Here is a 13016-nt window from a genome sequence, read left to right as displayed (position 1 = left end):
AATTACAAGTCCTCACCCCCGACCCCTCTCCAAAGGAGAGGGGAGCCGAGAACGGGTACAGTTCGAAGATATAATCGGTATTATTTTAAGGATGAGTGTAGCTGTCCCTCTTCTTTGTAGAGGGGTTGGGTAGAGGACAATACTTATAACCAACCGCCATTATTTAGCCTCTTTAACAAGGCTATCTATAAGCCCGTTAAATACAAAATAATGAAACGGCAACACACTGTACCAATACAGCCTGCCCCATAGGCCTTTTGGCCTGAATACCGCCCTTTGGTAAAGTTTATCTTTTTCTATCCTAAATTCGAGCCAGGCTTCACCGGGTAATTTCATTTCGGCATAAAGCAGCAGGCGTTTTTCTTTTTTATCGGCCAGTACCACACGCCAAAAGTCTAACGCATCGCCCGCCTGTATGTTAGTTGGGTGGGTGCGGCCCCTACGCAGACCGGTACCTCCAAATATCTTATCTATAAAGCCACGGGCTTTCCATAAATAATCGCCGTAATACCAGCCGGTTTGCCCGCCGAGAGCCCAGATTTTAGCCAGCACATTTTTCTCGTTGGTAACGGTACGTTCTTTTTTATCCTCTACAATTCCGAATTTGGGAATGGTAATATATGCCGAAAGCTTTTTGCCAAAACGACTGCTTACGCCACTGTCTTTCCAACTCGATGGGCTGCCGTCGTGCTCCATAATGGTAAATGCTTTGCGTACGGCTTCTTCGTAACTTAACGGATGCACATCCAGCATTTGCTGAAGATTGTTTGGCCTGCCCACTACCTCAACCTTCATACTGTCTACCAACGATGCTGCCAGCTTGTATGATGTAGAGGTTACAAAATACAGCCAATACGACGAGAGCTTGGGCGTCATAATCGGGAGGGTAAAAATATAGCGTTTTAGTCCCCGTATTTTAGCAAAGATCAGCAGCATTTGCTTATAGGTAAGCACATCAAGCCCGTAAATGTCGTAATTATTGTTATAGAGCCTTTCGTCTCCGGCAGCTTTAGAAAGGTACGCCAGCACATCGCGTATGGCAATGGGCTGCGCTTTGGTGTTGAGCCATCGCGGCGTTATCATTACCGGAAGTTTCTCTACCAAATCGCGGATAATTTCGAATGATGCACTACCACTGCCCACAATAATGCCTGCCCTAAAGGTTGTATTGGCATATTGGTCAGACTGCAAGGCTTCTTCTACCTGCTTGCGCGAATTAAGGTGCTTAGAGAGTTCGGCCTCGTTTACAATTCCGCTTAGGTAAATAACCTGCTTTAGGTTAGTGCCGGCTACGTATTTTTTAAAATTCTCGGCACATTCCAGTTCCATCTTACCAAAATCGCCGGCAGAAGACATAGAATGCATCAGGTAGTAGGCACATTCTATATCTTTTGGAATAGTTATAGAGGAGTCGTATTTAAGAAAGTCTACCTCTATAAAGGTTATCTTGGGCTCTTCCTTAAAACGTTCGGGTGCGCGGCCGGCATCCCTAACGCAGCATACCAGTTCGTGCCCCGCCTCTATTAAAAACGGAATTAGCCGCTTGCCTATATAGCCTGTTGTGCCTGTTACAAGAATTTTCATACCAATAATTTACTTAAATGTAGCAAATTACAATGGTTAAGGCTCTTAAACAGTTGTTATTGTTTTGAGAATTGTTACTGTTGGAGCTATTCCACAGAGATACGCAGAGGAAGCCCGGAGATTCACGGAGTTTTATTTGAGGACACTTTTCTGAGCTCCTTCTATGCATCTCTGTGGTACAAAAACAACGATGTATAAAAAGAAAAACATAAATTTGTACTATAAACTAAAGGCATGGGTAATACAGATATACGGTGGGAGCAGCGATTTACAAATTTTAATAAGGCATTTGCTAAATTAAAAGAAACTGTAGATACGCTTGATCCTGAAGCTGATAATTTTAGCGATGCCTTATCTGATCTGGAGAAGGAAGGACTAATACAGCGTTTTGAATATACGCATGAGCTTGCCTGGAAAGTTATGAAAGACTACATTGAATACCAGGGTTCAACTGACATTGGCGGATCGCGCGATGCTACCCGCGAAGCTTTTAAAATGGGCTTAATTGATAATGGCGAAACCTGGATGGATATGATAAAGAGCCGTAACCTTACTACCCACACTTATAACGAGGCTACTGCCGAAGATATTTTTACGAAAATTGTAAATGATTACTTTAAATTATTTACAGCTTTCCAAAGCAAAATGGAACACTACAGAAGCAGGGAACAACAGGACATTTTTTCTATTGAGCTATGATGTACGGGCTTGATGAAAATACAGTTAATAAGATAATTGGCGAATTTAAAAAATTTGCCGAAATAGAAACAGCCATCTTATACGGTTCCAGGGCTAAGGGAAATTTTAAACCGGCATCTGACATTGACCTCACATTTAAAGGCGAAGCGCTAACCTCTAATTTACTGAATAAATTAAGCTGGGCTTTAGACGATCTTATGCTGCCCTATACGTTCGACATTTCGTTACTTAACCACATTTCGCATCTGGATTTGTTAGATCACATAAACAGGGTTGGAATTGTTGTATATCAAAAAAATAATTAGTGCCGGCACTATTCCTTTAAATGCTCGCAGCTCTCGCCTTCCAGTTCTATTTCAATAGTATAATGCGTAAACGGATATTGTTTTAAAATATCTTTTACGGCACGCTTTACTGCTATAACTTCTAAAAAGGTATTTATGCCTTGTGTTTTTACGTGGGCGGTGTAAACATGGTGTTCGCCCTCTAACGACCAGATGTTTACATGGTGCATAGACGTTACATGGTCCAGTTGTAGTATCTTATTCCTTATCTCATCGGCATCAATGTCGGCAGGAGTACCTTGTAGCAGTATAACCATTGTTTCTTTTAGCCTGCCAATCACGTTGTACAAAATAAACAGGGTTATACCTAACGATAGCGCCGGGTCCAGCCACGGGGCATCAAAATACATCATAACAATAGATGCTATTAGTACGGCCGCCCAGCCCAGTACATCTTCTATTAAATGCCAGGATACCACTTTTTCGTTCATAGACGTGCCACTACTTAGCCTGAAAGCCGCATAGCCGTTTACCAGTATACCTACAATGGCAAATACAAGCATACCCTTAGCATCGGCATGTTCGGGGTGCATAAGCCTTTTAACAGCCTCGTACACCACAAAACAAGACCCCGTAATTAAGATAACGCTGTTGATCAGCGCACCTAACAGAGAGAATCGGCTGTAGCCGAAGGTAAACTTGTTATCGGCACCTTTTTTAGAATGGTTGTGCAGGTACCACGAAATGCCCAGTGAGAGGCTGTCGCCCAGATCGTGCAGTGCGTCTGAAAGTATCGATACACTGTTTACATAAAAACCACCCACAACTTCGAGTATGGTAAACCCAAGGTTTAAAAAAAAAGCAACCTTTATATTCTTGGCCGATATGTTATGAGCGTGGTCGTGGCCATGGCTGTGTGCGTGATCGTGGGGCATTTTGTAGTTTTGTTTGGTATAAATTTACGAAAACTATTACAGCCTTTAATGGCCTTAACTTTATCTTAAAGCAAAAGATATATTGCAACCTCAATATTTTACGATAGTGTAAATTCTTTACTATTAAAACATCAGCAAAACTGCCACCGCCAATTTATAAAAACAAAAAAAGGTGCTCCATAACCCACGGAGCACCTTTCTTCAAAAGTACAAAACTAACCCTTAATTATTAATTGAAATCAAAACGTATGCCAAGCGATAAATTATTCTGGTCTATTTCGTTATTAGAAAAAACCGGCTGCAAATCGTATTTAGCATATAAGCTTGTAGACCTGTAGCCTATGTAGGCGCTAACACCGTACACAAAGTCGTTTACGTTATAATCTCCTTTGGTTTTATTTTTAACGTTGTTGCCGTTTTCGTTCTCGTATTTTATTATTTGTTTTTCTTTAACATTAACCCCGGCATAGCCACCAAGGCCTACACGCACGCTTTTATGCGACGGAAAATAAGTTCTGTCATCAGTAGTGCGTTTTTTGGTAAAGTCTAATTCTAAAAATACCGGCACTACAAGGTTTACATATCTAAGGCGTGCTACATCAAGGTCAATTCCAGAGTCGGCCAATACCGTTTTACTGCCCTCTTTTACAAATATCCTGTTGTTATCAGGGCGCAGGTTGTTGTACTGTAAAGACAAACCGTATTTAATGTGCAGCAGGTTGTTTTCTTTAAGCATCCTGGTGTTCCAGCTAAGGCCCCACTCATAAAAATCAGATCGCCATTTAAAATTCTCATCGGCCTCGCCATCGTTAATCAGGCGGTTAACACCAAAGGCAAATACCAGTTGCGATGTTGTTCTCCTATAATCTACCTCTTTGGTTTTGGTGGTATCTTTTTTCCAGTTAAACTTAAAGGTTTTATTCTCCTCTAAAATTTTACCATCTACCTTATCTTTAACAAGGTCGGCCAGTTTTTGCTGCTCTACGGCAACGCGGTCTTCAATATTTTTAGCACGTTTTTCGGCAAGCTGTTTTTTTAGGTTATCCGCTTCGGTGTTCGATATTTCTTTATTGTCTAAGCGATCGTTAACCGCTTCTACTTCTATTTTAAGCGAATCTTTTTCCTGTTTTGTAATTTGCTCAATGCTGTTGGCAATCATTTCGGCCCTGTCTTCAAAGCTTTGTGCGCTAAGTTTGGTAGCGGCAAGGCATAGCAGTGCCACTACATAAAAAGTAATAGTTTTCATGTTGTTTAAATTAAATTTTTGTTATTGATGATTGTTATTGGCGATTTCTGTTTACCACGGCCGTTTTTACCTCGTCCAGGTTTTTAATAATACCCTGAAAGGCTTTGGTCTTAAAGCTGTCGTTAAGTTCTCCTTCTACCGATGACAGCAGCGAATTGGCGTTGACCTTAACACCTGACTGTTTAAGTTGCGGACTGTTAAGCTTTGGGTTATTAACCGATGCCAATAGCTCGTTGGCATCTACTTTAATTTTTGCAGGTTGGGCTACTTCCGGATTTGTAGTTACCTGCTGATTGTTAACCGCTACAGCCTCGTTACTAATTAATACGTTAGGAGTATTGTTTATATTTTTAGCAGTAGCAGCACTTTTAACCGAACCGTTTCTTGTTACTCGCGGCTTAGCCTGTGTTGGCGTGTTTACCGATGCAACAACTTCTTCTGTTCCTGTAGTAATTTGTGGAGATGCAGTTGCGCCGATCTCTGTTTCAGATGGCTTATCAGCATTTGTAGTAATTACTACGCTATTAGTATTATTGTTTACACCATTAACAGGATTTTCTTTTTGCTGGTTTAAGTAAAGCGCCCCCACCAGCAACATGGCCAAAAAACTTGCCGCCATATACATCCAGCTGCGGCTGGGTTTATTTTTCTTTTCGGCAACCGTAAGCATGGCATCCAGCCTGTCCCAAGCCATTTCTGTGGGCTGTATGGTGCGCTGCTCCAGCTTTTGTTTAAAATCTTGTTCTATAGTGTTATTCGGTTCCATTTTCATAATTCTTTAATTTGTTTATTTGCTCCTGCAGCATTTTGCGTGCGTGGCAAAGTTGCGATTTGCTTGTACCCTCATTAATCCCCAGCATCTTAGCAATTTCTGCGTGTTTAAAACCTTCAATCGCATACAGGTTAAACACCATTTTGTAACCATCCGGCAGGCTGTCTATCAAAGCCTGTATATCTTCTACACTAAAATGGCTCTCTATATTGTTAAACGTATCTTCAACATAATACTCGTCTTCTAAAAAGTTTACTTTTTTTTGTACCCTTATATAGCTAATGCACTCGTTAACCATTATCCGCCGTATCCATCCTTCAAAACTGCCTTTGTGCTCAAAATTTTTAAGGTTGGCAAACACCTTCATAAAAGCAGTTATCATTATATCTTCGGCCAGGTGCAGGTCTTTAATATACTGCCTGCAAATGCTTAGCATCTTGGGCGCATACTTAGAGTACACCTTTTGCTGGGCATGCCGGTTGTTATCTGCCGCCAGCTTTATAAGGTCTTTCTCGTCCTGGTGTAAGGCTATTACTTTCAAAACTCGTGTTGTTTGGTTGGTTGGATGATTTCGGCTTGCTAATTTTTCAACTTACTAACCGACTTCTATTATCATAGACGATTAGGGTTGTAAAATGGTTGCATGCGAATTTAAACATTTTACATTAAAAAATTTAAATATTTAAAAATCAAAACATTACATGCTAAAAAAATTTCTCTTTTTTGATGATTATTTTTTTAGGCTTGCCGTTTTGCTGTACCGTTAAGGTTAAAACCGATTCAGTTTCGAGCATTGCGCGAAAGGTTTCGCGGCAATCGCAATAATCGGCACAGGTAATTTTCAGGTTATTAATGGCTGTAACCACATCGCCGGGTTTAAGGCCCAGCTTATCGGGCTGGCTGCCCTGTATTATTGTCGCCACTTTACAGATGCCTGCTTCGTATTCCAGGCTAAAGCCGAAACGCTGCCACCCATCTTTTGGCTCGGCACCCTCTATAGGTTCAAAGTACAGGGCTTCGTCTTCAAAATCGAGCGTAACAATATAATTTTTAATTATTGGACTGCCTACCAAATTTAGGCCACTACCGGCACGATAATGAACCGGCTTACCGGTAAGTTTTAAATTGCCCATCTCAAAATCTGCTTTAAATACGTTAATGGTGTCTTTTACCCTGCCGTGGTGTGTTTCTACCGTGCCACCCAAAATTTTGGCATGGGCAGTGGCTTCGGCTGTATACTTAGCGGCATCTTTAGGATCGAGATACAGCAACGATGAGCAGCCGGTATCGAACATAAACCATTGAAAGTGCCCATTTAACTGAGCCATAAAATACGGCTGGTAATGGCTGTTTAAATGCACATGCACTTTTGTGGCTTTATCAAGGCTTTTGAGTTTTGATATCCTATCGGTTACAATAATTTTCTTGTTGGGATAATCGATCTGCCAGATGTAATTTTTAAGGATAGCCGAACCAATAAGTCCGCCATCCATAAGGCATTGCGCTGTAGGCGAATTATCAAAATTTACCTGGTAGGCTTCTACATCGTTAAAAACAAGGTTGCCAATAGCAAGGCTGTCGGCGCGCACAATATTAGTGGGTTTTGTTAGCCCGTTGGTACTGCCAAGCAACTCATTTTTAATTATAATAAAGTTGCAGGCTTTTTGCAGCGCATCGGTAATCATGGTATAGCCACCGGTATCCAGCCCAAAATTATAGATTGTACCACCTACGCCTACCTTCAATATTATAGCACCCGGATATTCAAACGGAATTTCGTAATAAAAATCTTTAGCGTTAGTAGTTGTTGCTTTTAAGGGCTTGAATACAGGCATGTCTTCGCCACCCTGGGCAAAAGCCACAGCACAGCACAAGCCAAAGAGCAGGTATACTACATTTTGTAACGCCATAGTAAAGGTGATTACTACTAAGGTAACGAAAATTACAGGTAGATGCGTATAAATATTTTCAGGAAATAGTGAGGAATTAAACCTACAAGGTTTTTGAAACCTTGTAGGTTGCGATGTACCGTAAATTTATGCGTACTTCCTGCAAGGTCTCTAAAGACCTTGTAGGTATAAATTAGCCCAAATTAAATACTGGAAAATTTTAAGAATACAGGAAAATTATATTTTCCTTTCGATAACGTAGTTTACCATTAAAACCAGCGCATCTTTATACGGGGAAGATGGGTAGCCCGAAAGCAGCAACAAAGCCTCTTCGCGAAACAGTGCCATTTTCTCTTCGGCATAACTAAGGCCGCCCTTTTGTTTTACAAAGTCGATAACCTCTTTAACGCGCTTTTTGTCTTTGTTATGGTTTTTAACCGAATTAATGACCCATTTTTTCTCGTCTTTACTGCAGTTGTTTAGAGCGTAGATTAGCGGGAGCGTCATTTTTTGTTCTTTAATATCTATACCGGTTGGTTTGCCAATGGCATCATCGGTATAATCAAAAAGGTCGTCTTTAATTTGGAATGCCATTCCTATAAGTTCGCCAAATTTGCGCATTTTTTCGGTGTCATCCCCTTCCGGGTTAACCGAACACGCCCCCAGCGAACAGCAGGCCGCTATAAGGGTAGCGGTTTTTTGGCGGATGATTTCGTAATAAATATCTTCGGTAATATCCAGCCTGCGGGCTTTTTCTATTTGTAACAGCTCGCCCTCGCTCATTTCGCGCACAGCGACGGATATTATCCGCAACAAATCGAAATCACCATGATCTATAGAAAGCAAAAGCCCTTTAGAAAGCAGGTAATCTCCCACCAGCACGGCAATTTTGTTTTTCCACAATGCATTTACAGAAAAGAAACCACGGCGGCGGTTGCTATCGTCTACAACATCATCGTGCACCAGGGTAGCGGTGTGTATAAGCTCTATAACGGCAGCGCCACGATAGGTGCGCTCGTTAACGGTGCCGCCACTTACCATTTTGGCGGTAAGAAACACGAACATGGGCCGCATTTGCTTGCCCTTGCGGTTTACTATGTAGTGGGTAATGCGGTTTAACAACGCCACTTTAGACGACATGGAATCACGGAATTTTTTCTCAAAAATTTCCATTTCCTGCCCTATGGGCTGCTTTATTTGCTCAACGATCTTCATTGTGCCCCAAAGATAATAAAACAGTTTGATTATTATTTATTGGCAATTGAATATTGATTTATAAATAATACAATTATGGTGTTGGTGTAATGATGTGCGGATGTAATTACACATACACGTAATCTAATACATAACGTGATTACGCGCAACACGATTACACGTAGGGCGATGCCCTACGCTAATTTGTTAAATCCATTCAGGGTTTGAAAGATTGTGGGATGCTTACTATTTTTAGACGTTGCAGTGTAACGTCTTTATCGCTGCAAACTGTTTACTCCTGGCCTACCGCCTCATTCTTATTAGCTAATTGCCCACAGGCAGCATCAATATCTTTACCACGGCTACGGCGTACCTTAACCACAATATCGTTACGTTCCAGTGCTTTTATGTAAGCATCGATAGCCTCGGGGTCGGCTTGCTGAAATTCGCCATCGTCTATGGGGTTGTATTCGATAAGGTTGACTTTACACGGCACGTATTTACAGAATTTAACCAGGGCTTCGATATCTACCCTGCGGTCGTTTATGCCCTTCCAAACCACATACTCATAAGTAACGCGGCTTTTAGTCATGCCGTACCAGTATTCTAACGATTCGCGCAAATCGGCCAATGGAAAATTAGCGCTGAACGGCATAATTTTAGAACGAACATCGTCTATACCCGAATGTAATGATACCGCCAGCTTGAACTTTACGTTATCGTCGGCCAGTTTCTTGATCATCTTGGGTAAACCCGATGTAGACACCGTAATACGCCTTGGGCTCATGCCCAAACCTTCGGGCGAAGTAATTTTTTCTATAGCCTTAAGCACGTTGTTATAGTTCATAAGCGGTTCGCCCATGCCCATAAATACAATGTTGCTTAATGGCCTGTTATGGTACAGGCGGCTCTCTGCATCTATGGCAGCCACCTGGTCGTAGATTTCATCAGGATTTAGGTTACGCATGCGTTTTAGGCGTGCGGTAGCGCAAAAGTTACAGTCAAGGCTGCAACCCACCTGGCTGGATACACAGGCTGTAGTACGCGTTTTGGTAGGTATAAGCACACTCTCTACCACCAGGCCATCGTGCAGGCGTACCGCATTTTTAACGGTACCGTCGCTGCTTTGCTGCATCTGGTCTACGTGAATGTGGTTGATAACAAAGTTATCCTGCAGCATTTGGCGTGTTGCCTTGCCAATGCTGGTCATATCATCAAAACTATGCGCGCGCTTGTTCCACAACCATTCGTACACCTGGTTGCCACGGAATGCTTTATCGCCATGTGCCACAAAAAAATCGCGAAGCTGTTCTTTTGTAAGCGCCCTAATATCTTTCTTCTCCGTTTGCATGCTGCAAAGGTAGTAACTATTTGCCAATTAACACAACTACACTAAATAGTAGATTTGGCGGTTAAAATTAACAAATTAAAGCGTTAACTATAATTACCATACTATAAACCAATAAATCAAAGTTTTTTTATCCAAACTAACGGCTACACCTTTCGAATAACCGTTTGCCCATTCAATAGGCATTTGAGGATTTGGTTTTAGATTGTATTCTTTCCAGAAATTTCCAGATTTAGCACCTAAAACATACAATTCAAATTCCTTATCTAAAAACCCATTACTTTTACTTGATGAGTTATAGTTTATAAAATTCGGTGTAGGATAAAAATTCTTGTAACAATCCCTATTGACTTTCAAACTATCTGTGATTTCTACTACCTTCCTATTTTCATAAGTATCAATTGTCTCAAAACGATTTACAATTAATAAACAAGGATCTTTACTACTATACTTGCCTATTGAAATATCTCTAATTGAGTTCAATACTGAATCTACCTTATTTAAATTTGCCTTATACTCATAAAGTATAAAGCAAAAGTTGTTTTTAGATATGTTCTTGTCCTTGATTATTTCTCTCGGATAGGTAGCCAATTCATTCGGAAAATGCTCGGTTAGCGAATCATTAAATTCACTTTTAGATTTTAGATACTTGTTTTGGGAATTGGATTGCCCATTACACCCACATAATAGGAAACTAAAAACTGTTAGCAAGATGTAACGATTTTTTATAAACTCAAATATCTGCATCCTTACTCCTTTACCAATTTAAACGTACCCACTGCGCCGGTAGCTTTATCGGCAACCTTTAGCAAATAAACCCCGTTAGCCGCTGCGCTTAAATTTACAGTACCGTTACCGGATGCCAGCATGCCTGCCGTTACCTCCTGCCCCAATAAATTGTAGACTTTATATTCCGGGCTGTAGCCCGATGGTACCTGTACCGTAAACTGCCCGGCAGACGGGTTAGGATATACTTTTATAGCCGCAAAAGTATTAAACTGATTAATGCCAAGCGGTGCCTCCAGCTTAAACGATACCGATTCGCCCTGACCGTATTCGCCGCCGGCTATAATAACTTCGCCATCAGCCGTGGTTAACGAGTAACTGCCCTGGCCCTGACCGCAGCAAATACCATCGCCGTAGCCGTCGTGTATAGCAAACGTGTAGCAGCCTGCATTGGTTAAATTAAATACCTGGCTATACGATTCGCCATCTTCATACGTATCCTGATCTACGCTGTAAAGCACGTCGCCATTTTGGTTGGTTAGCACCCAGCTTATTTCTTCACCATAATTATCGGCCAATAGATTAAGCGTAACATCGGTTATGGTGTACGACTGGTTTACTATAAAGTCGGCTGTAGCTGTATTGTTAGTTACATTACCATCTGTAGCGCCATTAGGGTTAGTAATAGTTATGGTAACAGTATTATTGCCTAAAACACCTGTAAGTTCAGGAAGGTCTACAAAGGTACTGGCATTCTCGGCTAAATTGCCCGTCCAGTTTAGCACGGATGGCGTAGCATCATTAATACTATACTGTATTTGTACCGATGTTAAGTTTTGCGTACCATAGTTTACAAGCCTTATAACCGGTGCTGCATTGGCAGCACACTCTGCATGACCAAGCTCGTACAAAACAACTTTAGCATCTACCGCATAAATTTGCTGTGCCGGGTAGGCATCTACAACCGTAACCCCGGTATTATTAGGGTCCAGCCATTCTTTAAGGCGCGCATCGGCTGTGGCGCCGGTATCCCACGATTTGCCTAAACGCCCGTACTGGTCGCCGCCACCGTTAGACTGGTTACCCTCGCAACCCGAAACACCCCTCCACAACTGGCCAATAATCCTGCCGTGGTTATCTAATAGCGGCGATCCCGATGAACCGCCCTCGGTTACACCAAGGTCCCAGCTTTGTACATCCCAAACAAATTCGCCCTCTTCGGTATCCAGTAATGTAGGCGCATCAAGATCGCGGCACACCTTCATAATATCGCCCGCGGGGTGGTGCACGCAGTAGGTAAAGGGCGATGTAGTTTCGCTCCTGTCCCATCCGGCCCATACCGTTCCCCATTCGGTGGGAATGTCCGATGTTATTTCCAACAACATAAAGTCAGATTCCTCACGCCTTGCCCTTAGTATAGCACCGCTAACTGTTTGCACCTCGTTAATACTGCCATCGCCATCAAGAAAAGACGGGCAGGCAGGCACCGGGTTTATCCAGTTAAAACGGAAGGTGTACATGGCCGTTTCAGACCACGCATGGTTGGCCGAAAGCACATAAGGTGTACCATCGTTAGCCGTATTATTAATCAGCGCACCGGTAGCTAAAAAAGCACCATCGCCCGTGCTGCCCAGCATTCGGGTAACCGACTTTTTGCTGATATCTTTTAAGTTATCAATACCTTCTACAAAGCACTCCACATCATAATTACAATCGCCAGATAATACTTCCTGCCCTGTTTTATCGGCACCATATAGTTCGCGGTAGCCGTGGCCTACTTTAAATATCTCAAGTTTGCCCTGCCCAGCCTGAGCTTTTGGTTCAAAATACTCTATAAACACACTCTCGCCACTAACCGGCCAGGTGCCAAAATACGGGCCGCTGCTGTTTTGTTTAGAAGTATAAGCCCCCAGCAAATCAGTATGATTGGCATTATAAACATACAGCGATGCACCTGGCGGAATATAAAAATTCCTGAACCAGAAGTGCAGGGTTTTGGCTTGCGCCGATGTTATGTTGATGCGCCATACCCTGTCGCCGTTAGGCATGGTATACCAAGTACCGCTATTGTCCAGGTTATAGCTTACATTAAATTCGTAAGCAAAACGCCATTGGGTTTCTTTTTGTTTGGCAGCAACAAGGTCTTGCTGCTGTAACACAGCAACATCTATAGCAGGCATGTTGTAAGCTGCAACACTTTGCTGTTGGGTAAACTTCCAGCTTATGGGCTTGCCCTGGTTAGTAACCTGCGCTGTGCCTAAAACCGTAATAAAAAGAACAGAGAATAGGGTAATATTAAATTTCATGTTGTGGTAGTATTGTGTAAATATTCTTGTATT

12 protein-coding genes are annotated in these 13016 nt (G+C 42.1%); 2 read left to right on the top strand and 10 right to left on the bottom strand.

What is annotated here, in order from left to right; translation table 11 throughout:
• Positions 1-159 precede the first annotated feature (159 nt).
• Positions 160-1584: an SDR family oxidoreductase gene (locus G509_RS0109520; protein WP_026991318.1), complete on the bottom strand. Its 1425-nt coding sequence runs from the start codon at positions 1582-1584 to the stop codon at positions 160-162.
• Between the two features lie 234 nt (positions 1585-1818).
• On the opposite strand from G509_RS0109520, the gene G509_RS0109515 reads away from it, so the two are divergent.
• Positions 1819-2283, top strand: coding sequence for a nucleotidyltransferase substrate binding protein (locus G509_RS0109515; protein WP_026991317.1), 465 nt, complete (start codon positions 1819-1821; stop codon positions 2281-2283).
• Positions 2280-2588 carry a nucleotidyltransferase domain-containing protein gene (locus G509_RS0109510; protein ID WP_026991316.1) on the top strand — a complete coding sequence of 103 codons (309 nt, stop codon included), beginning with the start codon at positions 2280-2282 and terminating at the stop codon, positions 2586-2588. The genes G509_RS0109515 and G509_RS0109510 overlap by 4 nt, the downstream gene beginning before the upstream one ends.
• A gap of 8 nt (positions 2589-2596) precedes the next feature.
• Here G509_RS0109510 and G509_RS0109505 read toward each other — a convergent pair whose 3' ends face one another.
• The 9 genes from G509_RS0109505 to G509_RS0109465 all read right to left on the bottom strand — a co-directional run bounded on the left by G509_RS0109505 (position 2597) and on the right by G509_RS0109465 (position 12983).
• On the bottom strand, positions 2597-3502 hold the full coding sequence (locus G509_RS0109505) for a cation diffusion facilitator family transporter (protein WP_026991315.1): 906 nt from the start codon (positions 3500-3502) through the stop codon (positions 2597-2599).
• Between the two features lie 229 nt (positions 3503-3731).
• Positions 3732-4748, bottom strand: coding sequence for a hypothetical protein (locus G509_RS0109500; RefSeq protein WP_026991314.1), 1017 nt, complete (start codon positions 4746-4748; stop codon positions 3732-3734).
• A gap of 34 nt (positions 4749-4782) precedes the next feature.
• Entirely contained in the window at positions 4783-5514 is a 732-nt protein-coding gene (locus G509_RS0109495) for a hypothetical protein (protein ID WP_154657766.1), read from the bottom strand.
• A complete protein-coding gene (locus G509_RS0109490; RefSeq protein ID WP_026991312.1) occupies positions 5501-6061 on the bottom strand; it encodes an RNA polymerase sigma factor in 561 nt (186 codons plus the stop codon). The genes G509_RS0109495 and G509_RS0109490 overlap by 14 nt, the downstream gene beginning before the upstream one ends.
• A gap of 163 nt (positions 6062-6224) precedes the next feature.
• Positions 6225-7430, bottom strand: a complete 1206-nt coding sequence (locus G509_RS0109485) for an aspartyl protease family protein (protein ID WP_026991311.1) — start codon at positions 7428-7430, stop codon at positions 6225-6227.
• A gap of 216 nt (positions 7431-7646) precedes the next feature.
• On the bottom strand, positions 7647-8624 hold the full coding sequence (locus G509_RS0109480) for a polyprenyl synthetase family protein (RefSeq protein WP_026991310.1): 978 nt from the start codon (positions 8622-8624) through the stop codon (positions 7647-7649).
• A 271-nt stretch (positions 8625-8895) separates the two neighbouring features.
• Entirely contained in the window at positions 8896-9954 is a 1059-nt protein-coding gene (rlmN, locus tag G509_RS0109475) for a dual-specificity RNA methyltransferase RlmN (protein WP_026991309.1), read from the bottom strand.
• Positions 9955-10047: 93 nt separating this feature from the next.
• Positions 10048-10662 carry a hypothetical protein gene (locus tag G509_RS0109470; RefSeq protein WP_161627176.1) on the bottom strand — a complete coding sequence of 205 codons (615 nt, stop codon included), beginning with the start codon at positions 10660-10662 and terminating at the stop codon, positions 10048-10050.
• Positions 10663-10700: 38 nt separating this feature from the next.
• Entirely contained in the window at positions 10701-12983 is a 2283-nt protein-coding gene (locus tag G509_RS0109465) for a T9SS type A sorting domain-containing protein (RefSeq protein WP_026991307.1), read from the bottom strand.
• Positions 12984-13016 lie beyond the last annotated feature (33 nt).

This window comes from Flavobacterium subsaxonicum WB 4.1-42 = DSM 21790, from assembly GCF_000422725.1.
GTDB classification, from domain to species: domain Bacteria; phylum Bacteroidota; class Bacteroidia; order Flavobacteriales; family Flavobacteriaceae; genus Flavobacterium; species Flavobacterium subsaxonicum.
The sequence above is the reverse complement of the archived record's forward strand: the minus strand, read 5'-3'. Positions and strand labels throughout refer to the sequence as shown.